General features: G+C 71.7%; 22 protein-coding genes and 1 pseudogene. 18 read left to right on the forward strand and 5 right to left on the reverse strand.

The window, feature by feature from the left end:
* Window positions 1-2: 2 nt before the first annotated feature.
* Genes ACFYW5_RS08060 through ACFYW5_RS08070 form a run of 3 tightly spaced genes read left to right on the forward strand, consistent with a single transcriptional unit; the run spans window position 3 to window position 2,278 of the window.
* Window positions 3-356 (forward strand): histidine triad nucleotide-binding protein, encoded by a 354-nt coding sequence (locus ACFYW5_RS08060; protein ID WP_389416096.1) that lies wholly within the window; start codon window positions 3-5, stop codon window positions 354-356.
* 6 nt (window positions 357-362) lie between these two features.
* A complete protein-coding gene (locus tag ACFYW5_RS08065) occupies window positions 363-1,268 on the forward strand; it encodes a ribonuclease Z (RefSeq protein ID WP_389416097.1) in 906 nt (301 codons plus the stop codon).
* Window positions 1,269-1,288: 20 nt separating this feature from the next.
* On the forward strand, window positions 1,289-2,278 hold the full coding sequence (locus ACFYW5_RS08070; protein WP_389416098.1) for an adenosine deaminase: 990 nt from the start codon (window positions 1,289-1,291) through the stop codon (window positions 2,276-2,278).
* A gap of 81 nt (window positions 2,279-2,359) precedes the next feature.
* On the opposite strand, the gene ACFYW5_RS08075 is transcribed toward ACFYW5_RS08070, so the two are convergent.
* On the reverse strand, window positions 2,360-3,544 hold the full coding sequence (locus tag ACFYW5_RS08075; protein ID WP_389416099.1) for an MFS transporter: 1,185 nt from the start codon (window positions 3,542-3,544) through the stop codon (window positions 2,360-2,362).
* A 282-nt stretch (window positions 3,545-3,826) separates the two neighbouring features.
* Between ACFYW5_RS08075 and ACFYW5_RS08080 the strand changes: the two genes are divergently transcribed.
* The 9 genes and pseudogenes from ACFYW5_RS08080 to ACFYW5_RS08120 all read left to right on the forward strand — a co-directional run.
* On the forward strand, window positions 3,827-4,774 hold the full coding sequence (locus ACFYW5_RS08080) for a 5-dehydro-4-deoxyglucarate dehydratase (RefSeq protein WP_389416100.1): 948 nt from the start codon (window positions 3,827-3,829) through the stop codon (window positions 4,772-4,774).
* Complete coding sequence (locus ACFYW5_RS08085) at window positions 4,771-6,060, forward strand: glucarate dehydratase family protein (protein ID WP_389416101.1); 1,290 nt, start codon at window positions 4,771-4,773, stop codon at window positions 6,058-6,060. The genes ACFYW5_RS08080 and ACFYW5_RS08085 overlap by 4 nt, the downstream gene beginning before the upstream one ends.
* A 150-nt stretch (window positions 6,061-6,210) precedes the next feature.
* Window positions 6,211-7,356, forward strand: coding sequence for a carbohydrate kinase family protein (locus tag ACFYW5_RS08090; RefSeq protein ID WP_389416102.1), 1,146 nt, complete (start codon window positions 6,211-6,213; stop codon window positions 7,354-7,356).
* 114 nt (window positions 7,357-7,470) lie between these two features.
* A complete protein-coding gene (locus tag ACFYW5_RS08095; protein ID WP_389416103.1) occupies window positions 7,471-8,544 on the forward strand; it encodes a PhoH family protein in 1,074 nt (357 codons plus the stop codon).
* A gap of 12 nt (window positions 8,545-8,556) precedes the next feature.
* Window positions 8,557-9,054, forward strand: coding sequence for an rRNA maturation RNase YbeY (gene ybeY / locus ACFYW5_RS08100; protein ID WP_186287118.1), 498 nt, complete (start codon window positions 8,557-8,559; stop codon window positions 9,052-9,054).
* Window positions 9,051-10,349, forward strand: coding sequence for a hemolysin family protein (locus ACFYW5_RS08105; protein ID WP_389416104.1), 1,299 nt, complete (start codon window positions 9,051-9,053; stop codon window positions 10,347-10,349). Before ybeY ends, ACFYW5_RS08105 begins: the two co-directional genes overlap by 4 nt.
* The gene (locus ACFYW5_RS08110; RefSeq protein WP_389416105.1) at window positions 10,346-10,705 is read left to right on the forward strand and encodes an MmcQ/YjbR family DNA-binding protein; all 360 of its coding nucleotides are present in this window, start codon (window positions 10,346-10,348) and stop codon (window positions 10,703-10,705) included. Before ACFYW5_RS08105 ends, ACFYW5_RS08110 begins: the two co-directional genes overlap by 4 nt.
* Window positions 10,706-10,728: 23 nt before the next feature.
* Entirely contained in the window at window positions 10,729-11,082 is a 354-nt protein-coding gene (locus tag ACFYW5_RS08115; RefSeq protein ID WP_389416106.1) for a cytidine deaminase, read from the forward strand.
* A 152-nt stretch (window positions 11,083-11,234) separates the two neighbouring features.
* A pseudogene (locus tag ACFYW5_RS08120) lies at window positions 11,235-11,441 on the forward strand (hypothetical protein); the annotation flags it as partial.
* 22 nt (window positions 11,442-11,463) lie between these two features.
* Here ACFYW5_RS08120 and ACFYW5_RS08125 read toward each other — a convergent pair.
* A complete protein-coding gene (locus ACFYW5_RS08125; RefSeq protein ID WP_315888081.1) occupies window positions 11,464-11,802 on the reverse strand; it encodes a P-II family nitrogen regulator in 339 nt (112 codons plus the stop codon).
* A 173-nt stretch (window positions 11,803-11,975) separates the two neighbouring features.
* Between ACFYW5_RS08125 and era the strand changes: the two genes are divergently transcribed.
* A complete protein-coding gene (gene era / locus ACFYW5_RS08130) occupies window positions 11,976-12,929 on the forward strand; it encodes a GTPase Era (RefSeq protein ID WP_389416107.1) in 954 nt (317 codons plus the stop codon).
* A gap of 7 nt (window positions 12,930-12,936) precedes the next feature.
* Here era and ACFYW5_RS08135 read toward each other — a convergent pair whose 3' ends face one another.
* Genes ACFYW5_RS08135 through ACFYW5_RS08145 form a run of 3 tightly spaced genes read right to left on the reverse strand, consistent with a single transcriptional unit; the run spans window position 12,937 to window position 15,666 of the window.
* Complete coding sequence (locus tag ACFYW5_RS08135; RefSeq protein WP_389416433.1) at window positions 12,937-14,259, reverse strand: GH1 family beta-glucosidase; 1,323 nt, start codon at window positions 14,257-14,259, stop codon at window positions 12,937-12,939.
* A gap of 46 nt (window positions 14,260-14,305) precedes the next feature.
* Window positions 14,306-14,572, reverse strand: a complete 267-nt coding sequence (locus tag ACFYW5_RS08140) for a protealysin inhibitor emfourin (protein ID WP_389416108.1) — start codon at window positions 14,570-14,572, stop codon at window positions 14,306-14,308.
* A 20-nt stretch (window positions 14,573-14,592) separates the two neighbouring features.
* Window positions 14,593-15,666, reverse strand: a complete 1,074-nt coding sequence (locus ACFYW5_RS08145) for a M4 family metallopeptidase (RefSeq protein WP_389416109.1) — start codon at window positions 15,664-15,666, stop codon at window positions 14,593-14,595.
* Between the two features lie 319 nt (window positions 15,667-15,985).
* On the opposite strand from ACFYW5_RS08145, the gene leuA reads away from it, so the two are divergent.
* The 5 genes from leuA to ACFYW5_RS08170 all read left to right on the forward strand — a co-directional run bounded on the left by leuA (window position 15,986) and on the right by ACFYW5_RS08170 (window position 22,820).
* Complete coding sequence (gene leuA / locus ACFYW5_RS08150; protein ID WP_389416110.1) at window positions 15,986-17,707, forward strand: 2-isopropylmalate synthase; 1,722 nt, start codon at window positions 15,986-15,988, stop codon at window positions 17,705-17,707.
* A gap of 230 nt (window positions 17,708-17,937) precedes the next feature.
* Window positions 17,938-18,633: a TerB family tellurite resistance protein gene (locus ACFYW5_RS08155; protein WP_389416111.1), complete on the forward strand. Its 696-nt coding sequence runs from the start codon at window positions 17,938-17,940 to the stop codon at window positions 18,631-18,633.
* Window positions 18,634-18,770: 137 nt separating this feature from the next.
* Window positions 18,771-20,858, forward strand: coding sequence for an MMPL family transporter (locus ACFYW5_RS08160; protein ID WP_389416112.1), 2,088 nt, complete (start codon window positions 18,771-18,773; stop codon window positions 20,856-20,858).
* Between the two features lie 103 nt (window positions 20,859-20,961).
* Entirely contained in the window at window positions 20,962-22,161 is a 1,200-nt protein-coding gene (locus ACFYW5_RS08165; RefSeq protein WP_389416434.1) for a sensor histidine kinase, read from the forward strand.
* A complete protein-coding gene (locus ACFYW5_RS08170; RefSeq protein ID WP_389416113.1) occupies window positions 22,158-22,820 on the forward strand; it encodes a response regulator in 663 nt (220 codons plus the stop codon). Before ACFYW5_RS08165 ends, ACFYW5_RS08170 begins: the two co-directional genes overlap by 4 nt.
* Window positions 22,821-22,856: the final 36 nt, after the last annotated feature.

A 22,856-nucleotide genomic window follows, 5' to 3' on the forward strand; every position in this document is an offset into this window, starting at 1 on the left:
GAATGCCAGGAGAACCCCAGGACGACTGCCTGTTCTGCAAGATCGTCGCAGGCCAGATCCCCGCCACCATCGTCCGGGAGACCGAGACCACCGTCGCCTTCCAGGACATCAACCCCCAGGCCCCGGTGCACGTCCTGGTGATCCCCAAGGCGCACCACGCGAACGCCGCCGACCTCGCCGCCGCCGCGCCGGAACTGGCCGCCGACGTACTGCGGGAGACCAAGGAGGTGGCCGACGAGCAGAAGCTCGACTCCTACCGCGTCGTCTTCAACACCGGCGCCGGCGTCGGCCAGACCGTCTTCCACGTCCACGCCCACGTCCTCGGCGGCCGTGGCATGCAGTGGCCCCCCGGGTAACGAGCCATGTCCGTGCGCGAACTCGTGGTCCTCGGCACCGCGAGCCAGGTGCCGACCAGGCACCGCAACCACAACGGCTACCTGCTGCGCTGGGACGGGGAGGGCATCCTCTTCGATCCCGGCGAGGGCACGCAGCGCCAGATGCTGCGCGCCGGGGTCGCCGCCCATGACCTGAACCGGATCTGCGTCACGCACTTCCACGGCGACCACTCGCTCGGCCTCGCCGGGGTCATCCAGCGGATCAACCTCGACAAGGTCCCGCACGAGGTGACCGCGCACTACCCCAAGTCGGGCCAGCGCTTCTTCGACCGGCTGCGCTACGCGACCGCGTACCGGGAGACCGTCGAGATCGTCCAGGCACCCGTGAGCGAGGACGGGACACTCGCCACCACCCCCGGCTACACGCTGGAGGCCCGCAAGCTCTCCCATCCCGTCGAGTCGTACGGCTACCGGCTCATCGAGCCCGACGGCCGCCGCATGCTGCCCGGCCGGCTCGCCGCGCACGGCATCAAGGGCCCCGACGTGGGGCGGATCCAGCGGGAGGGCGCGCTCGGTGACGTGCGGCTCGACGACGTCAGCGAGGTGCGCCGCGGCCAGCGGTTCGCGTTCGTCATGGACACCCGGCTGTGTGACGGGGTGCACGCGCTCGCCGACGGCTGCGATCTGCTCGTCATCGAGTCGACCTTCCTCGACGAGGACACCGACCTCGCCGTGGAGCACGGCCACCTCACCGTGGGCCAGGCGGCCCGCGTGGCGCGGGAGGCGGGCGTACGGCATCTGGTGCTGACGCACTTCAGCCAGCGCTACTCCGAGCCCGACGAGTTCGAGCGGCAGGCGCGGGCCGCCGGGTTCGAGGGGGAGTTGACGGTGGCGCACGATCTGCTACGGGTGCCGGTTCCGAAACGTCGGTGAGAGGCCCGTACCATGCTTTGATGCCTCTCCCGAAAGCAGAACTGCACCTTCACATCGAAGGCACCCTGGAGCCCGAGCTGGCTTTCGAGCTGGCCGCCCGCAACGCTGTCGAGCTGCCGTACGCGGACACCGAGGCGCTCCGCGAGGCGTACCGGTTCGAGGATCTGCAGTCCTTCCTGAACCTGTACTACGAGCTCATGGCGGTGCTGCGCACCGAGCGGGACTTCGAGGATCTCGCGCACGCCTATCTCGCCCGCGCCGCCGCGCAGGGCGTGCGGCACGCGGAGATCTTCTTCGACCCGCAGGCCCATCTGGCGCGGGGGCTGTCCATGGGCACGGTCGTCGAGGGGCTCTCCCGCGCGCTGGACCGCAGCGAGGCCGACCACGGCGTCTCGACGCAGCTCATCCTGTGCTTCCTGCGCGACGAGTCCGCCGAGTCGGCCATGGCGACCCTGGACGCCGCGAAGCCGTACCTCGACCGGATCGTCGGCGTCGGCCTGGACTCCGCCGAGGTCGGGCATCCGCCGGTGAAGTTCCGCGAGGTGTACGAGGCCGCCGCCGCCCTCGGCCTGCGCCGGGTGGCGCACGCCGGTGAGGAGGGGCCGCCGGAGTACATCACCGAGGCGCTGGACGTGCTGGGCGTGGAGCGCGTGGACCACGGGCTGCGGTGCATGGAGTCCCCGGCGCTGGTGGAGCGGCTGGTCCGGGACCGGGTCCCGCTGACGCTCTGCCCGCTCTCCAACGTCCGCCTGCGCACCGTGGACACCCTGGCGGACCACCCGCTGCCCGCGATGCTCGACGCGGGCCTGCTGTGCACGGTCAACTCCGACGACCCGGCGTACTTCGGGGGGTACGCGGGCGACAACTTCGGCGCGGTGCGTGAGGCGCTGGGCCTGACCGACGACCGGCTGCGCGAACTGGCCCGCAACTCCTTCCTGGCGAGCTTCCTGGAGCACGACGAGGAGCGGCGGGCACGGTATCTGGCCGAGGTGGAGGCGTACGAGTTCTAGCGGGCGCAGCGGGGGGTCGCCGGTCGGCTGCGGCTGCGTGGAGGCTTGCCGCGCAGTTCCCCGCGCCCCTGAGAGCGGCGCTCAGGCCGCCGTCGCCCGGTCGTACGCGGGGGTTTCCACCGGGATCTCCACCACCGGCAGCGATCGCCGGCCGGCGCCCCTTGCCACCATCGTCATGGGTACCCCGACGACCAGCAGCCCCGCGGCCAGCACCGCCCCCATCACCGGGAAGCCCGCCTGCGCCGACAGCAAGCTGCCTGCCAGCGGGCCCGCCGCCGTGCCCAGCGAGGACGCCGAGCCGACCAGGACCGCCCAGCGCCCCCGGCCGTCGAGGGACGCGGCGAGGCCGATGACGTAGGACAGGACGATCGGGTAGAGGGCGTTCCAGGCGATCTCGCCGGCCGCGAAGGTCGTCAGGTCCCGTGCGGACGCGCTGACCGCGATGCAGACCGCGATGACGGCCGTACCCGCGCCGATGGGCAGCGCGTGACCGAGCCGGGGGCCGATCGCACTCGCCGCGACCACGCCGAGCAGGCCCGCGCCGAGCGCCACGGCGAACACCAGGCCGACCGTGACCTCGCTCAGGTGTGCCTGCGTCAGACCGATCCGGCCGCTGACGCCCCACAGGGAGTTCTGGGCCAGCGACCAGCACATCAGGGCGGCGGCGAGGACGAGTCCGGAGCGCGGATGGGGGAGCGGCCCGGTCTCCTGCCGGCTCCGGGCCCCGGGGTCCGGAGCCGGGAGGCGGCCGGTCAGCGGCCACACGGCCAGCGCGGTGAGCGCGATGGCGGCGAGCGGAAGGCCGTGGCCGGGGCCGAGGTGCGGGACCGTCAGGTACACGGCGCCCGCGAGGGCGGAGACGCCGAGCAGGCCGCAGGTGGTGACCCGGTGCGGGTCCGGACGGGCGGCGATCCCGGTGGCGGCGACCGCGGTGACCGTACCGGAGCCGCATCCGCCGATCACGGCGCCCGCGACGACGGCCGGGACGGAGTGGGTCAGCGCGGCCCCGCCGTAGCCGAGGACGGCGAGCGTGAGGCCGAGGCGGGCCAGGGTGCGGGGGCCGATCCGGTCGACGCGCGAGGCGAGCAGGAACCCCGCGGCGGCCGAACCGAGGAGCAGGGCACTGCCGATGGCGCCGGCCTGAGTGGCGGAGAGGTCAAGTCCCGTATCCAGGCGGCCGACGGTGGTCGGCAGGAGATACGGAGCCAGGTACCCGGCCGTGAAAAGGGCGACGAGGGGCCAGGGCAGGGTGGTGCGGGCGGACACGGGCGTTCCCAGGGCATGCGAAAGGAGCGGCTCGGAAGGGGGAGGGCGACGACCGTCGACGGACAGGAACGCGCGGGCAATTTGTATCAAGCGGGGGGAGGGGTGAAGAAGGGCGGGTGGTGTGATCCGGGGCACATTCTGTTTCGCCGGGGCAAGGGCGGGTAAACACGCGCCTTCCTGCTGGTCGGCCGCCGGTGACGGGGGCACGGCCATTGACGCCCGGCCGTTCGCATCCTTAGCCTCCATCTACATATATGGATACCGTCTGCGTGGGGAGATGGAATGACCGTGGCCCTCGACACCGACACGGCCGTACGGCGGCTGCGCGACGGGATGGCGGGCGGGGTGCTGTCGTTCCCGCTGACCAGCTTCCACGACGACGGCAGCCTCGACCCCGACGGCTTCCGCGCCCATGTCGCCGAGCGCATCGCCGCCCGGCCCGGCGCGGTCTTCCCCGCCTGCGGCACCGGTGAGTTCTTCTCGCTGGACGAGGACGAGTACCGCACGGTCGTCACCGTCACGGTCGAGGAGGCGGCCGGGAGGCTGCCCGTCGTCGCGGGCATCGGCTACGGCTGGGCGCAGGCCGTACGGTTCGCGCGCATCGCGGAACAGGCGGGCGCCGACGCCCTCCTCGTCCTGCCGCACTACCTGGTCGCCGCCCCGCAGGAAGGGCTGGTGCGGCAGCTGGCGCGGATCGCCTCGGCCACCCGGCTGCCGCTCATCGCCTACCAGCGCGGACAGGTCGCCTTCAGCGCCGGCTCGCTGCGGCGGATCGCGGCCCTGCCGAACGTCGTCGGGCTCAAGGACGGCCACAGCGACCTCGACCGGCTCCAGCGCCTCACGCTCGCCGCCCCCGAGGGCTTCCTGTTCTTCAACGGCGCCGCCACCGCCGAGATCCAGGCCCGCGCCTACGCCGCCGTCGGCGTCCCCGCCTACTCCTCCGCCGTGCACGCCTTCGCGCCCGAGATCGCGAACCGCTTCTTCGCCGCCCTGCGCGACGGCGACGACAAGACGGTGGACCGGCTGCTGCGCGACTTCTACGTCCCGTTCGTCGAACTCCGCGACCGGGTGCCCGGCTATGCCGTGTCCCTGGTGAAGGCGGCGGCGCGACTGCGGGGCTGCCCGGTGGGACCGGTGCGCGCTCCGCTGACGGATCCGTCGGACACCGACCTCGCCGACCTGAAAGCCCTGCTCACCACCGGCCTGGACCTCGTAGGAGCCGCGCTGTGAACCTCACCGTCACCGATGTCCGGCTGACGCCGATCCTCGTCGCCGACCCGCCCCTGCTCAACACCCAGGGCGTCCACCAGCCCTACACGCCCCGGCTGATCGTGGAGGTCGTGACCGCCGACGGGATCACCGGGGTAGGGGAGACCTACGGCGACACGAAGTACCTGGAACTGGCACGGCCCTTCGCCGCGCGGCTGATCGGCCGACGAGTCAGCGAGCTGAACGGTCTGTTCGCCCTCGCCGAGGACGTCGCGGTCGACGGCTCCCGGGTCTCGGACCAGGTCGACGTGGGCGGACTGCGCGGCGTCCAGACCGCCGACAAGCTGCGGCTGTCCGTGGTCTCCGCCTTCGAGGTGGCGTGTCTGGACGCGCTCGGCACAGCACTCGGGCTGCCGGTGCACGCCCTGCTCGGCGGCAAGGTGCGCGACGCGGTCGAGTACAGCGCGTACCTGTTCTACCGGTGGGCCGAACACCCGGCGAGCCTGACGGCGGAGCGGGACGACTGGGGCGCCGCCGTGGACCCGGCGGGCATCGTCGCCCAGGCGCGGACGTTCACGGAGCGGTACGGATTCACGTCGTTCAAGCTCAAGGGCGGGGTGTTCCCGCCGGACGAGGAGATCGCCGCCGTACGGGCGCTCGCGGACGCCTTCCCGGGGCATCCGCTGCGGCTCGACCCCAACGGCGCCTGGTCGGTGGAGACCTCGCTGAAGGTGGCGAAGGAACTGGCGGACGTCCTGGAGTACCTGGAGGACCCCGCGCTCGGCACCCCGGCCATGGCCGAGGTGGCCGCCGGGACCGAGGTGCCGCTCGCCACCAACATGTGCGTGACGACGTTCGCCGAGATCGAGGAGGCGTTCGTCCGGGACGCCGTGCAGGTCGTCCTCTCCGACCACCACTACTGGGGCGGGCTGCGCAACACCCAGCAACTGGCCGCGATCTGCCGGACCTTCGGGATCGGGGTGTCCATGCACTCCAACACCCACCTGGGGATCTCCCTGGCCGCGATGACCCACGTCGCGGCCACCGTCCCGAACCTGCAGCACGCCTGCGACTCCCACTACCCCTGGCAGACCGAGGACGTGCTCACCGAGCGGCTGCGCTTCGAGGACGGCAAGGTCGCCGTCTGTGACCGGCCCGGCCTCGGCGTCGAACTCGACCGCGACAAGCTGCGGTTCCTGCATCAGCGGTGGCTGGATGACGACGGCACCCTGCGGGAGCGCGACGACGCGGCGGCGATGCGCGTCGCCGACCCCGACTGGGTCACACCGGCCGTCCCGCGCTGGTAGCTCGCGGCCTCCCGGGGAGGTGGCGCCCGGTGCCGGCCCGCCGGGGCGGCACCGGGCCCGGCGCGACCGGTGGGGCCGGTGCGCGCGGCGGCGCGTTGTCAGTGGGGTGGTGCACACTGGCCTGAACCGCACCACGTCAGGGAGCGCACCGTGATCGCGTCCGCCGCGTCCACCGGAAAGGGACCCTCCGCCCCCATCGCCGGGAGGCCGCAGTGCCCGGCCCAGGTCGACCCCCTGGCCGCGCTGCGCACCCCCGCCGATCCGCCCTGGGACGTGTATCTCACGGGCACCGTCTTCCTGGACATCATCTTCACCGGGCTCGACTCCGCCCCGGTGCGCGGAACCGAGTCCTGGGCCCGCGGCATGGGGTCGAGCCCCGGCGGCGTCGCCAACATGGCCACCGCCCTGGCCCGCCTCGGCCTGCGCACCTCCCTCGCCGCGGCCTTCGGCGACGACCACTACGGCGAGTACTGCTGGGACGCCTTGGAGCAGGGCGAGGGCATCGACCTCACCTCCTCGCGCTCGGTCCCCGGCTGGCACTCCCCGGTGACCGTCTCCATGGCCTACGAGGGCGAACGCACGATGGTCTCCCACGGCCACGAACCGCCCCCGGAGGAGCCCGCCCCCGACTGCCCCCCACGCGCGCGTGCCGCTGTCGCCTCCCTGGAACCGGGAAGGAGCGCCCCCTGGATCGCCCAGGCCGCCGCCAAGGGCACCCGGATCTTCGCCGACGTCGGCTGGGACGAGACCGGCGCCTGGGACCTCGCCGGGCTCACCGACCTCGCGCACTGCGAGGCGTTCCTGCCGAACGCCGAGGAGGCCATGCGCTACACCGGCGCCACCTGCCCGCGCGCCGCCGCCCACGCCCTCACCGCGCACGTACCGCTCGCCGTGGTCACCCTCGGCGCCGAGGGCGCCTACGCCGTGGACCGGCGCACCGGCGAGAGCGCCGAGGTTCCGGCCATCGCCGTGGAGGCCCTCGACCCCACCGGCGCCGGGGACGTCTTCGTGGCCGGCTTCGTCGCCGGCACCCTCGCCGGCTGGCCGCTCGCCGACCGCCTCGCCTTCGCGGGCCTGACGGCGGCCCTCTCCGTCCAGGAGTTCGGCGGCTCCCTCTCGGCCCCCGGCTGGGCCGAGATCGGCGCCTGGTGGCGCAGGATCCAGTCCTACGACGACCAGCACCCGGCGGCGCTGCGCCGTTACGCCTTCCTCGCCGACCTGGTCCCCACGGACCCGGCCCGCCCCTGGCCGCTGCGCCGCGCGGTCCCGACGATCGGCTTCGGCCGCTCCGCCTGAGCGGAAAAGGCCTACGGGCTTGTCAGTCGTGCGGCGTACCCTGGAATCGCCAGGCCGCCCCTGTGGCGGACGCACCGTTTCGAGGAGGACGAGCAAGGCCTACAGAGCCGGCCCATGACTCAGACACCCACAGCTCACACATCCGCGCAGGAGCAGGCGAGAGCACAGTTCACCGTCCCCGCCCAGCACCCCATGGTGACCGTGCTGGGATCCGGTGACTCCCTCCTGCGCGTGATCGAGAAGGCCTTCCCGGCGGTCGACATCCATGTCCGGGGCAATGAGATCAGCGCGGTCGGCGCGGCCCGTGAAGTCGCCCTTGTCCAGCGCCTGTTCGACGAGATGATGCTGGTGCTCCGCACCGGACAGCCGATGACGGAGGACGCAGTGGAACGCTCGATCGCCATGCTCCGGGCGAGCGAGAGCGGCGAGGGGACCCCCGAGACCCCGGCCGAGGTGCTCACCCAGAACATCCTCTCCTCGCGCGGACGCACGATCCGCCCGAAGACCCTCAACCAGAAGCGGTACGTCGACGCGATCGACAAGCACACGATCGTCTTCGGCATCGGCCCCGCCGGTACCGGCAAGACCTACCTCGCCATGGCCAAGGCGGTGCAGGCGCTGCAGTCCAAGCAGGTCAACCGCATCATCCTGACCCGCCCCGCGGTCGAGGCGGGCGAGCGGCTCGGCTTCCTGCCGGGCACCCTGTACGAGAAGATCGACCCCTACCTGCGCCCGCTGTACGACGCGCTGCACGACATGCTCGACCCCGACTCCATCCCGCGGCTCATGGCCGCCGGGACCATCGAGGTCGCGCCGCTGGCCTACATGCGCGGCCGTACCCTCAACGACGCCTTCATCATCCTGGACGAGGCCCAGAACACGAGCCCCGAGCAGATGAAGATGTTCCTCACCCGCCTCGGCTTCGACTCGAAGATCGTCATCACCGGTGACGTGACCCAGGTCGACCTGCCGTCCGGCACCAAGTCCGGTCTGCGGCAGGTGCAGGACATCCTGGAGGGCGTCGACGACGTCCACTTCGCCCGGCTTTCGTCCCACGACGTCGTCCGGCACAAGCTGGTCGGCCGTATCGTCGACGCGTACGAGGTGTACGACAGCAAGCACGGCACCGAGAACGGCACGCACAAGGGCCGGTCGAAGACGGCTGCCAAGGGCTCCAAGGGGAAGTAGACCAGCACGACCATGTCGATCGACGTCAACAACGAGTCCGGAACCGAGGTCGACGAGCAGGCGATCCTCGACATCGCCCGCTACGCGCTCGCTCGGATGCGCATCCACCCGCTCTCCGAGCTCTCGGTGATCGTCGTGGACGCCGACGCCATGGAGCAGCTGCACATCCAGTGGATGGACCTGCCCGGGCCGACGGATGTCATGTCCTTCCCGATGGACGAGCTGCGGCCGCCGTCCAAGGACGACGACGAGCCCCCGCAGGGCCTGCTGGGCGACATCGTGCTCTGCCCCGAGGTCGCCAAGCGGCAGGGCGAGGAAGCGCCGACGCAGCACTCCATGGACGAGGAGCTCCAGTTGCTCACCGTCCATGGCGTGCTGCACCTGCTCGGCTACGACCACGAGGAACCCGACGAGAAGGCCGAGATGTTCGGACTCCAGGCGGCGATCGTGGACGGCTGGCGTGCGGAGAAGGGCCTGACCGGTCCCTCCCCGGCTCCGACCGTCTCATGAGTCCGCAACTGGTCCTCGGCGCGATCGCGCTCGTCGTGGTCGCCTGGCTCGCCGCCTGCGCGGAGGCCGGCCTGGCGCGCGTCTCCAGCTTCCGCGCCGAGGAGGCCGCCCGCTCGGGACGGCGCGGCAGCGCCAAGCTCGCGCAGATCGCCGCCGACCCGACGCGCTATCTGAACGTGGCGCTGCTGGTCCGCGTGGCCTGCGAGATGGCCGCGGCGGCGCTGGTCACCTACGCCTGCCTCCAGGAGTTCTCCAGCACCACCGAGGCCCTTCTGGTGGCGATAGCGGTCATGGTCCTGGTGTCGTACGTCGCCGTCGGCGTCTCCCCCCGGACCATCGGCCGCCAGCACCCGCTGAACACCGCGACGGCGGCGGCGTACGTACTGCTGCCGCTCGCCCGGATCATGGGCCCGATCCCGTCCCTGCTGATCCTCCTCGGCAACGCCCTCACCCCCGGCAAGGGCTTCCGCCGCGGCCCCTTCGCCTCCGAGGCCGAGCTGCGCGCGCTGGTCGACCTCGCCGAGAAGGAGTCCCTGATCGAGGACGACGAGCGCCGGATGGTGCACTCCGTCTTCGAGCTCGGCGACACCCTCGTGCGCGAGGTCATGGTGCCGCGCACCGACCTCATCGTCATCGAGCGCTACAAGACCATCCGCCAGGCCCTGACCCTCGCGCTCAGGTCCGGCTTCTCGCGCATCCCGGTCACCGGGGAGAGCGAGGACGACATCGTCGGGATGGTGTACCTCAAGGACCTCGCCCGCAAGACGCACATCAGCCGGGACGCGGAGAGCGAGCTGGTGTCGACCGCGATGCGGCCCGCCGCCTTCGTGCCCGACACCAAGAACGCCGGTGACCTGCTGCGCGAGATGCAGCAGGACCGCAACCACGTCGCCGTCGTCATCGACGAGTACGGCGGCACCGCGGGCATCGTCACCATCGAGGACATCCTGGAGGAGATCGTCGGCGAGATCACCGACGAGTACGACCGGGAGCTCCCGCCGGTGGAGGACCTGGGCGAGGACCGCTACCGGGTCACCGCCCGCCTGGACATCACCGACCTCGGCGAGCTGTACGGCCTCGACGAATACGACGACGAGGACGTGGAGACCGTCGGCGGACTCCTCGCCAAGGCGCTGGGCCGGGTCCCGATCGCCGGTGCCTCGGCCGTCGTCAAGCTCCCCGACGACCGGGAGCTGCGGCTGACGGCGGAGGCCGCGGCAGGCCGCCGGAACAAGATCGTGACCGTGCTGGTGGAGCCGGTGGGCGCCGCGAAGGAAGGCGAGGAGGACGAGTGACCCCCCAGGAGCTGCGCGCCCTGTGCCTGTCCTTCAACGCCGTGGTGGAGGACTTCCCGTTCAACCCGGAGACCTCCGTCTTCAAGGTCCTCGGCAAGCTGTTCGCGCTGACGAACCTGGACGCGCGGCCCCTGACGGTCAACCTCAAGTGCGACCCCGAGGACGCGGTCCGGCTGCGCGAGGAGCATCCGGGGCTCGTCCTCCCCGGCTACCACATGAACAAGCGCCACTGGAACACCGTCACCGTCGACGGCAGCCTGCCCGACCGCCTGGTCCGCGAACTCGTCGAGGACTCCTACGACCTCGTCGTCGCCGGACTGCCGCGCGCCGAGCGGCTCCGCCTGGACCGGCCCTGACGGGCACTTCGTATGCTCGGGGCATGACCGAGAGCAACGCGCTTGACCCCGAGGACCGCAAGATCGTCACCCTGGCCCGTTCCGCGCGGGCCCGCAACGGCGTGGCCGAGGGTGCCGCCGTACGCGACGAGACGGGACGTACGTACGTCGCCGGGACCGTGGAGCTGGACTCGCTGCAGCTGAGCGCGCTCAGGACGGCGGTGGCGATGGCCGTGGCGTCCGGGGCGAAGTCGCTGGAGGCGGCGGCCGTGGTGACGGAGGCGCAGAGCGCGGCGGCCGAGGATCTCGCGGCCGTACGGGACCTGGGCGGGGCCGGTACGCCGGTGCTGCTCGCCGGGACCGACGGCGCGGTGCGGCGGACCGTGCCCGCGGAGTAGTCCGGAGCAGTCCGGAATTCATCCTTGCCGGGGTCCGTCTCTCGCGCATCAAGGGGACCGTACGTTCCGACGGGCCGTCAGATCCGCTCCGCGCGCAGAACCCCATGAGAGGCACACGCCTGGGCACCGGTGCGACACTCGCGGCCGGCTTCGGCGGCGGCACGACCGTCTTCACGGCCACCGAGAACCCGGCGATGGCCGCCGGTGACCCGGTCCGGGCCGGCCCGCTGCCCGGCACCGTGGCCCTGGGCGACAGCCTGGAGGCGTATGGCGGTTCGCTGACGATGACGGTCCGCATCACCATCACCATCACCTGCACGGCGACGGCGCCGCAGTCGCCGGGCCCGTTCGTGTTCTGAGCCGGTGGGCGGGCGTGGCTCCTCAGAGCGCGTCGGGGCCGCGCTCGCCCGTCCGGACCCGTACGACGGTCTCGACGGGCAGCGCCCACACCTTGCCGTCGCCGATCTTGCCGGTGTGCGCGGCCTTCACGATCGCGTCGATCACGGCGTCGGAGTCGGCGTCCTCCACGACCACCTCGATCCGCACCTTGGGCACCAGGTCGACCTGGTACTCGGCGCCGCGATACACCTCGGTGTGGCCGCGCTGCCGGCCGTAGCCGCTCGCCTCGGTCACGGTCAGACCGTGCACACCGAGCTCCTGGAGCGCCGACTTCACCTCGTCGAGGCGGTAGGGCTTGACGATCGCGGTGATGAGCTTCATGCCGTGGCCTTCTGGGGGGAAGAGAGCGGAGCAGCCGGCCGGGGCGCCTCGCCCCGGGACGCCGTGATCGTATGCGCTCCCGGCACGCTCCGTAAGGCCCCGGGGGACCCGTTGCCGGACGGGAGACGGACGTCTGTGCGGCGGGGCTCCGTGGATCAGGGAGAATGGGCGGCATGAGCGTTCGTACCCAGTCTTCCGAAGAGCCGGCCGAGGCCCGCCACAGGGCCGGCTTCGCCTGCTTCGTCGGCCGCCCCAACGCGGGCAAGTCCACCCTCACGAACGCTTTGGTCGGGCAGAAGGTGGCCATCACCGCCGACCAGCCGCAGACGACCCGGCACACCGTCCGCGGGATCGTGCACCGCCCGGACGCCCAGCTGATCCTGGTGGACACCCCCGGCCTGCACAAGCCGCGCACCCTGCTCGGCGAGCGGCTGAACGACGTGGTCCGCACGACGTGGGCCGAGGTCGACGTGATCGGCTTCTGCCTGCCGGCGAACGAGAAGGTCGGCCCCGGTGACCGCTTCATCGCCAAGGAGCTGGCGGCGATCAAGAAGTCCCCGAAGGTCGCCATCGTCACCAAGACGGACCTGGTCGACTCCAAGACGCTCGCCGAGCAGCTGATCGCGATCGACCAGCTCGGCAAGGAGCTGGGCATCGAGTGGGCCGAGATCGTCCCGGTGTCGGCGACCGCGAACAAGCAGGTCGACCTGTTGGCGGACCTGCTGGTCCCGCTGCTGCCCGAGGGCCCGCCCCTGTACCCCGAGGGTGACCTCACCGACGAGCCCGAGCAGGTCATGATCGCGGAGCTGATCCGCGAGGCGGCCTTGGAGGGCGTCCGCGACGAGCTGCCGCACTCCATCGCCGTGGTGGTGGAGGAGATGCTCCCCCGCGAGGACCGCCCCGCCGACAAGCCGCTGCTGGATATCCACGCCTTCGTCTACATCGAGCGCCCCAGCCAGAAGGGCATCATCATCGGCCCCAAGGGCAAGCGCCTGAAGGAGGTCGGCATCAAGTCCCGCAAACAGATCGAGGCGCTGCTGGGCACACCGGTCTTCCTGGACCTGCACGTGAAGGTCGCGAAGGACTGGCAGAGAGACCCCAAGCAGTTGCGCAAGCTGGGGTTCTGAGGGGGCGTCAGCCCTGGGTTCGGAGCACGTCCCGGTACCAGTGGTACGACGCCTTCGGGGTTCGCTTCAGGGTGTTGTGGTCGACGTGCACCAGACCAAAGCGGCGCGCGTACCCCTCGGCCCACTCGAAGTTGTCCAGCAGCGACCAGACGAAGTAGCCGCGGACGTCCACACCCGCCTCCGTCGCCCGGTGCAGGGCGCGGATGTGGCCGTCGAGGTAGGCGATCCGGTCCCGGTCGTCGAGGCCGTCGTACGAGCAGCCGTTCTCGGTGATGACGACGGGCGGGAGCCGGTCGCCGTAGCGCTCGTGGAAGCCGGTGAGCAGCTCCGTGAGCGCCTCCGGGACCACCGGCCAGCCGAAGTCGGTGACCGGGACGCCCTCGATCTCCCGCACCGAGAAGGGGAGTTCGGCGGGCATGGTGATCCCGCCGAACTCGATCTCGGTGCCCTGCGGGGCGCCCACTCTGGTCGGCGCGTAGTAGTTGATGCCGTACCAGTCGACCGGCTCCCCGATGACCTTCAGATCCGCCTCGACGTCGCCCGGCATCAACTCGCCGACCCCGGCCGGGTATGCGCCGAGCAGCACCGGGTCCGCGAACAGGCGGTTGAGCAGGACGTCGTAGAACTCGGCCGCCTCCACGTCGGCGGGCTCCCGTGACGCCGGCCAGGTCGGCGCGTGGGAGTTGGCGATCCCGACGTCCCTGACCCCGGCCGCGCGCAGCGCCCGTACGGCCAGACCGTGGGCGAGCAGCTGGTGGTGGGCGACCGGGAGCGCGTCGAACAGGAGCCGCCGGCCCGGGGCATGGGTGCCGAGGGCGTGGCCCAGCAGGGTGTGCTCGGCGGGCTCGTTGAGGGTGATCCACTTGTGCACGCGGTCCCCGAGCCGCTCGGCCACCACCGACACGTACTCGGCGAACCGGGCGGCCGTGTCCCGCTCCAGCCAGTCCCGGCCGACCGGCAGATCCCAGTGGAAGAGCGTGGGCACCGGACGGACGCCCGCCGCGCACAGCTCGTCCACCAGCCGGTCGTAGAAGTCCAGCCCGCCGGGGGAGTTCACCCGCGGCCAGGAGACGGAGAAGCGGTAGGCGTCCACGCCGAGCCCGGCCAGCAGCGCCACGTCCTCGCGGTAGCGGTGGTAATGGTCGCAGGCCACCGCCGCCGTCGAGCCGTCCTTCACCCGGCCCGGCACCTGCGTGAACGCGTCCCACACGGACGGCTCGCGCAGCTCGGCCGCGCCCTCGATCTGGTGCGCGGACGTCGACACGCCCCACAGGAAGCCCGCCGGGAACCGGGGTACCGGATGCTCTTGAGTCGCCATGCGCGGGATCATCGGCACCCGGGAGACGGGGTGTCAACGGCCCGGCGGAGACGGGCGGTTACGCGCCTTCCTTGAGGACTCTGGTGATCAGCGTGCGCTGTTCCCCCGTCAGCCGGGGATCGGAGCAGTACACGGTCCTTCCGTCCACCGTGATCTGGTAGCTGAACCCGTCGGGCACCCCGACCGGCGGCGTGCCCCGGCCCGCGGCGACCGCCTGCTCGGCCAGGGCGTGCCACTCGAGTGCGTCGGGCCGGCCCGAGGTGTCCACCTCGGCGTGCCGCTCGATGCCCGCGAATCCGCCCGTGCGCCTCACCTGAATACGCATGGGACCTGTCTAGTACGGAATCAGCGGGTGCGCACCCCGACCTGTTCCCACGCCTTGCGCACGGCCTGCACCTCCTCGCTGCCGTCGCCGTACCGTGCCTGCGCGGCGGCGGCGGTCAGCGTGGCGAAGTCGGGGAACAGGGCCTGCGTCGTGAGCTCGCCGCCGGTCAGCACGTCGTACCAGATCTGCCCGGCGCGCTCCCAGGCGTGGCCGCCGAGGGCGGTGGCCGCGAGGTAGAACGCGCGGTTGGGGATGCCGGAGTTGATGTGCACGCCGCCGTTGTCGCGGCCGGTGCGGACGTAGTCGTCCATCGTCGCGGGCTGCGGGTCCTTGCCGAGGACGTCGTCGTCGTAGGCCGTGCCCGGCTCCTTCATGGAGCGCAGCGCCTTGCCGGTCACCCGCGGGGCGAGCAGCCCGGCGCCGATCAGCCAGTCGGCCTCGGCGGCGGTCTGGCCGAGCGTGTACTGCTTGATGAGCGCGCCGAAGACGTCCGACATCGACTCGTTCAGGGCGCCGGGCTGGCCGAAGTAGGTCAGGTTCGCGGTGTACTGCGTGACGCCGTGGGCGAGTTCGTGCCCGATGACGTCGATGGGGATGGTGAAGTCGAGGAAGATCTCCCCGTCCCCGTCGCCGAACACCATCTGCTCGCCGTTCCAGAAGGCGTTGTTGTAGTCCTTGTCGTAGTGCACGGTCGCGTCCAGCGGCAGCCCGCCGCCGTCGATGGAGTCGCGCTGGAAGGCCTGGAGGAAGAGCTCGAAGGTGGCGCCGAGGCCCGCGTAGGCGCGGTTGACGGTGGCGTCCTTGCCGGGCTCCTCGCCCTCCGCGCGGACCTTGCTGCCGGGCAGGTCGGTGCCGTGCCGTGCGTCGTACACCGTGCGCCGCGGGGTGCCGGGCCGGGCGCCGGGGGGCGCGGGGACGGCGGGGGCGCCGAGCACGGTGGTCAGCCGGCGGTGGGTGCGCTCGTAGGCGTCGCGCTGGAGGGTCCTGCGGGCCGGGCCGGCGAGCACGGGGTCCTCGGCCCGGGCGAGCTTGTCGAGGACATGGGGCGGTACGACGGTGCAGAAGACGGGCTCATGGCCCCCGTTGGTCGTCATGCCCGGCACCATTGCACTGCGTGACGACTCTGTCACTAGCCGCCACCATGATTGGTGAAATGTGCCGACAAGGCGCCCGGCGAGCGGTCACGCAGTGGTATGGCACACTTTTTGTCCCGTTCGTCCCGACGGTCCCGCATACTGATACGCACCGCCGCATCGCGGGCGGCTCGGCTAGCATGCTGCGCATCATGCTTTTCGGGCTGCTCCTTCTTAGCTGCCGCGGCGAGGGCCTGTAGTCCAGGTCGACTCCCTCCCCGCGGAGCTTCGCGTTGCGTCGTCGGCCGTCCTTCCGGACATCCTGAGGAGCCCCGCAATCATGGCGAACCGCCAGCAGCCCAGTTCCATGCCGATCCACAAGTACGGCCGGTACGAGCAGGTCGACATCCCGGACCGCACCTGGCCGGAGCAGCGCATCACCACCGCCCCCCGCTGGCTCTCCACCGACCTGCGCGACGGCAACCAGGCCCTGATCGACCCGATGTCGCCCGAGCGCAAGCGCCGGATGTTCGACCAGCTGGTCAAGATGGGCTACAAGGAGATCGAGGTCGGCTTCCCCGCCTCCGGCCAGACCGACTTCGACTTCGTGCGGTCGATCATCGAGGAGCCCGGGGCCATCCCCGACGACGTCACGATCTCCGTACTGACCCAGGCCCGCGAGGACCTGATCGAGCGCACCGTGGAGTCCCTGAAGGGCGCCAAGCGGGCCACCGTCCACCTGTACAACGCCACCGCGCCGGTCTTCCGCCGGGTGGTGTTCCGCGGCTCCCGGGACGACATCAAGCAGATCGCCGTCGACGGCACCCGCCTGGTCATGGAGTACGCCGAGAAGCTGCTGGGCCCGGAGACGGAGTTCGGCTACCAGTACAGCCCCGAGATCTTCACCGACACCGAGCTGGACTTCGCGCTGGAGGTCTGCGAGGCGGTGATGGACGTCTACCAGCCCGGCCCGGGCCGCGAGATCATCCTCAACCTGCCCGCCACGGTGGAGCGTTCGACCCCCTCGACGCACGCCGACCGCTTCGAGTGGATGGGCCGCAACCTGTCCCGCCGCGAGTACGTCTGCCTGTCGATCCACCCGCACAACGACCGCGGCACCGCCGTCGCCGCCGCCGAGCTGGCGCTGATGGCCGGCGCCGACCGCGTCGAGGGCTGCCTGTTCGGCCAGGGCGAGCGCACCGGCAACGTCGACCTGGTCACCCTGGGCATGAACCTCTTCTCGCAGGGCGTCGACCCGCAGATCGACTTCTCCGACATCGACGAGATCCGTCGTACGTGGGAGTACTGCAACCAGATGGAGGTCCACCCGCGCCACCCGTACGTGGGCGACCTGGTCTACACGTCCTTCTCCGGCTCCCACCAGGACGCCATCAAGAAGGGCTTCGACGCCATGGAGGCCGAGGCGGCCGCGAAGGGCGTCACCGTCGACGACATCGAGTGGGCGGTCCCCTACCTGCCGATCGACCCCAAGGACGTCGGCCGCTCCTACGAGGCGGTCATCCGGGTCAACTCGCAGTCCGGCAAGGGCGGTATCGCGTACGTCCTGAAGAACGACCACAAGCTGGACCTGCCGCGCCGGATGCAGATCGAGTTCTCCCGGCTCATCCAGGCCAAGACGGACGCCGAGGGCGGCGAGGTGACCGGTGCCGCGATCTGGTCGGTGTTCCAGGACGAGTACCTGCCCAACCCCGAGAACCCGTGGGGCCGGATCCAGGTCAGGAACGGGCAGTCGACGACCGACACCGACGGTGTGGACGTGCTGCGCGTGGAGGCGACCGTCGACGGTGCGGACACCGTGCTGACGGGTACCGGCAACGGTCCGATCTCGGCCTTCTTCGACGCCCTGCAGTCCATCGGCATCGATGTGCGGCTGCTGGACTACCAGGAGCACACGATGAGCGAGGGTGCGTCCGCGCAGGCCGCGTCGTACATCGAGTGTGCGATCGACGGCAAGGTGCTGTGGGGGATCGGGATCGACGCGAACACGACGCGGGCCTCGCTGAAGGCGGTCGTCTCCGCCGTGAACAGGGCTGCGCGGTAACCAGCGACTACTGGGGTGCCGCGGGGGGTTGCGTGTCGGCTGCGAGCTCGTCGTGGCTTGGCGCGCAGTTCCCCGCGCCCCTGGGCAGGTGTCCCTGGCCCGGCGTATACAAGCCAATCCCTGTGCAGGTCACGGAAAGGTCTCGTCCAAGGTGCTGACTAGGTCGGGGGGATGTGGCTAACATCACGCAAGCGCGGCGATGTTGCCGCGAGGTCACGCGGAGGTGCGACGTGCTGCCAGGACGGGGACGAAACGGCCGTGCCGCGAGGCCTGCGCGCATCCTGGGCAACCGGACCGCGTGGACGGCCGTCGGCGACGGCGAGTTCTTCTGTCCCGGCTGCGGAGGCGACCGCAACTACCAGCGGCTGACCGGCCGGCGCCGGTTCACCCTGCTGGGCGTACCGGTGCTGCCGCGCGGTGAGACCGGTCCCGTGGTGGAGTGCGCGGCCTGCCGCCGGCACTTCGGCACCGACGTCCTGGACCACCCCACCACCACCCGCTTCTCCGCGATGCTCCGCGACGCCGTCCACACCGTCGCCCTCGCCGTCCTCGCCGCGGGCGGCTCCTGTGCCCGTACGGCCCTGGAGACCGCCGCCTGCGCGGTCCGCGCGGCCGGTTTCGACGACTGCACCGAGGAGCAGCTGGACGCCCTGGTCGAGGCCCTGGCCGCCGACACCGGCCGCGTCCTGGGCGAACCCTGCGGAGCGGGCCTGGCCATAGAGCTGCACGAGGCCCTGGACCCCCTCGCTCCGCACCTGGCCCCCGCCGGCCGCGAGTCGATCCTCCTCCAGGGCGCCCGCATCGCCCTCGCGGACGGCCCGTACACCCCCGCCGAGCGGGAAGTCCTGAGCACCGTGGGCGCGGCGCTGACGATCTGCGGGGACGACGTGACCCGGCTGCTGGCGGCGGCCCGTACTCCGTCCTAGTACTCCCCGGGGAGTAACAGCGGCTTTCCGCCACCCCCGGAAGTAGCGTCCACCTCGCCCTCGCGCCCGACGAACACGGCCCTTCGCACCGGGAGTCTGGAAACGACCCAGACACCGCACCGGAGGGGGCCCGTCTGATGGGGGCCGTAAGAACATCCGTACGACGACGGCGGGGCATTCCCTGGCTCGTGCTCGGGCTGTGGATCGTCGTGCTGGCGATCGCCTCGCCGTTCGCCTCGAAACTCGCCGACGTGCAGCGGGACCGGGCCGTCGACTATCTGCCGGCCGGCGCGGACTCCACGCAGGTCGCCAGGATCCAGGAGCAGCTGCCCGGCGGCGAGACCACGCAGATGATCGTGGTCTACCACCGGGACGGCGGGCTCACGGACGCCGACAAGGCCACCGCCGCCGATCAGATCGCCGAGATCGCCGGGGCGCACCGGCTGACCGGTGAGCCCGCCGGGGTGCCGTCGAAGGACGGCACCACCCTGATGTACCCCGTCGCCAGCAACGAGCCCGGCACCGACGAGAAGGCCCGGGACGAACTCGTCAACGACGTGCGGGACGTCGCCCTGGGCGGCGACGGGCTGAACGTGGAGGTGGGAGGCGAGGGCGCCCTCGCCACCGATGCCGCCGAGGTCTACAACTCGCTCGACGGGCCGCTGCTCTACACCACCGTCGCCGTGGTGGCGCTGCTGCTGATCGTCATCTACCGCAGCCCGTTCCTCTGGCTGGTGCCGCTCGTCGTCGCCGGGGTCGCCAACTACCTGTCCATGGCCGTCGCCTACGGGCTCAACCAGTGGTTCGGCACATCCGTGTCCGGCCAGAGCTCCGGGATCATGACGATCCTCGTCTTCGGCGCGGGCACCGACTACGCCCTGCTGCTCGTCGCCCGCTACCGCGAGGAACTGCGCCGCGTCGAGCGGCCGTACGACGCCATGACCGCCGCGCTCAAGGGCTGCGGGCCCGCCGTGCTCGCCTCCTCCGGGACCGTCGCCGCCGGACTGCTCTGTCTGCTCGCCGCCGATCTCAACTCCAGCCGGGGCATGGGTCCGCTCGGCACCGTCGGGGTGCTGTGCGCGCTCGTCGCCATGCTGACGCTGCTGCCCGTCGTCCTGGTGCTGCTCGGCCGGCGCGTGTTCTGGCCGCTGATCCCGCGCTACGGCAGCACCCCCAAGGTCCGCCGGTCGCTGTTCGCCGCGATGGGCAGCTCCGCCGGGCGCCGGCCGGTGACCGTGCTCGTCGGCGGTGCCCTGCTGCTCGGAGCGCTCGCGCTCGGCACGTTCAACCTGCCCGCCAATCTCAAGCAGGAGGACTCCTTCACCAGCAAGCCCGACGCGGTCGCCGCCATGCAGACGCTCGCGGCGGCCTACCCCGAGCGCTCCACCCAGGCCATCACCGTCATCACCCCGGCCGACCGCGCCGAGGCCACCCTCGACGCCGTCCGCGGCACCGAGGGCGTCGACAGCGCCGCGCCCGGACGTACCGGAGAGGGCTGGACCGAGATCTCCGTGCTCGCCGCCGCGGCACCGCAGTCCGCGGGGGAGACCGCGACCATCGACGACCTGCGCGACCGGCTCGACGGCTCCTATGTGGGCGGACCGAGCGCCGAGCAGATCGACCTGAAGGACACCAACGCCCGCGACCGGATGATCGTCGTGCCGATCGTGCTGGTGTCCGTGTTCCTCATCCTGGTCGCGCTGCTGCGCTCGATCGTGGCGCCGCTGATCCTGGTGGCGGCCGTGGTCGCCGTGTGGGCCGCCGCCCTCGGCATCGGCGGGCTGGTCTTCGGGCCGGTGTTCGGGTTCGAGGGCACGGATCCGGGGCTCGGACTGCTCTCCTTCGTCTTCCTGGTCGCCCTCGGCGTCGACTACGGCATCTTCCTGATGCACCGGATGCGCGAGGAGTCCCTGAACGGCGCCGAACCCGTCCCGGCCGCGCTGACCGCGCTGCGCACCACGGGCGGGGTCATCGCCTCCGCGGGCCTGGTCCTCGCCGCCACCTTCGCGGTGCTCACCAGCATGCCGATGGTGCAGCTCGTCGAGCTGGGCTTCGTCATCGCCGTCGGCGTGCTCCTCGACACCTTCCTGGTCCGCACCTACCTGGTGACCAGCGCCAGCGTCGCCCTGCGCCGCAAGCTGTGGTGGCCGGGCGCCCTGTCCAAGGAGCCGGAGAACCCCGTACCCCCGAAGGAACCGGAGCGGATCACCGCAGCCGCTCATTGACCGACCAGGCGCCCCTCCCTCCCGGAGGGGCGCCCTCGCAGCGGAAGATGACCTCGTGCAGCCAAACACCCCAGCGGCGCGTCCCCGGATCGGCGAGCGGATCATGGCCGCGATCAACCGCGACCCGACCACCGCCCCGCACGGCACCCGCAACGACACGCTGCTCGCCGCGGTGGCGGCCGGTGCGGCCGTCTGCCTGGCGCTGGTCAGCGACGACGCCCGCCGGCCCGACGCCCTCGGCTGGACCCTCCTGATCGCCGCCCATGTGCCGCTGGTGTGGCGGCGGCGCGGGCCGCTGCTCGTGTTCGCGGCGGTGGTCGCGCTCGTCCTGCCGTACCACGCCCTCGACAACAACCACAGCGCGCCCGTCCCCGCCTCCTTCATCGCGCTGTACACGGTCACCGTCACCCAACGCCCCGCCCGCACCCTCCTGGTGACCACCGCCGGCCTCAGCCTCTCCCTGGCCGCGATGCTCACCTTCGGCGAGCACAAGCAGGCCGCCGAACTGCTGCGCATCTACGGCTGGGTCCTCGCCGTTGTCTTCGTCGGCATCGACGTGCGCTACTACCGCCAGTACATCGGCGCCATCGTCGAACGCGCCGACCGCGCGGAGCGCACCCGCGAGGAGGAGGCCCGCCGCCGGGTCGCCGAGGAACGCCTGCGCATCGCCCGCGACCTGCACGACCTGCTCGCCCACAGCATCACCCTCATCGGGGTGCAGACCTCGGTCGCCGCCCATGTACTGGCCGCCGACCCCGGGCGCCTGGACCGGGAGACGGTCGCCAAGGCCCTCGACGACATCGCCGAGACCTGCCGCAGCGCGCGCGGCGAACTGCGCACCACCCTGGAGGTGCTGCGCGAGCCCGGCACGGACGGGCGCGGCCCGCTGCCCGGCCTCGACGGACTGCCCGACCTGGTGGAGGCGGCCCGGCTCGCGGGCGCGAAGGTACGGCAGACGGTACGGATCCGGCAGGCGCCCCCCGCCGTCGGCGCCGCCGCCTACCGCATCGTGCAGGAGGCGCTCACCAACGCCGTACGGCACGCCGGACCCGAACCGGCCGTCCTCGTCGACCTGCACGAGGAGGACGGCGCCCTGCACCTCGCGGTCAGCGACGACGGCACCGGGGCGGCCCCCGGGAAAGCGCCGGGCTTCGGGCTGGTCGGCATGCGCGAGCGCGCCCGCAGCGTGGGCGGCACCCTCGACGCCGGGCCGTGCCCGGGGGGCGGCTTCCGGGTGACCGCCGTACTGCCGCTCGGCGGAACCCCCGTGACCGCCGTACTACCGCTGGGAGGAGCCACGTGACCATCCGCGTCCTGCTCGCCGACGACCAGACCCTCGTCCGGGCCGCGTTCGCCATGCTCGTCGAGTCCGCGCCGGACATGGAGGTCGTCGCACAGGCCGGCACCGGCCGGGAGGCGCTGGAGCTGGCCCGCACCGAGCGGGCCGACCTGGTGGTGATGGACATCCGCATGCCCGACCTCGACGGCATCGAGGCCACCCGGCTGATCGCGGCCGACGAGGACCTGGCCGGGGTGCGGGTGCTGGTGCTGACGACGTACGACACCGACGAGCACATCGTGGAGGCGCTGCGGGCCGGGGCCTCCGGCTTCCTGGTCAAGGACACCCGTCCGGCGGAACTCCTGGACGCGATCCGCACGGTCGCCGCCGGTGAGGCACTGCTGTCGCCGGGCCCCACGGCACGGCTGATCGCGCGATTTCTGCGCAGTCCCTCGACCCCGGCCGTGGGCGGTCCCGAGTGCCTCTCCGAGCGGGAGCGCGGGGTGCTCACGCTGGTCGCGCGCGGCCTCAACAACACTGAGATCGCCGAGGCGTTGGGGCTCAGCCCGCTCACCGCGAAGACCCATGTGAGCCGCATCATGGGCAAGCTCGGGACGCGTGACCGGGCGCAGCTGGTGATCGTCGCCTACGAGTCGGGGCTGGTGACTCCGGGAACCATGTGACGGAAAGGTCAATACCTGACATTCCGTCAAGGGAGC

Source organism: Streptomyces sp. NPDC002779 (assembly GCF_042888685.1).
Taxonomy (GTDB): Bacteria; Actinomycetota; Actinomycetes; order Streptomycetales; family Streptomycetaceae; genus Streptomyces.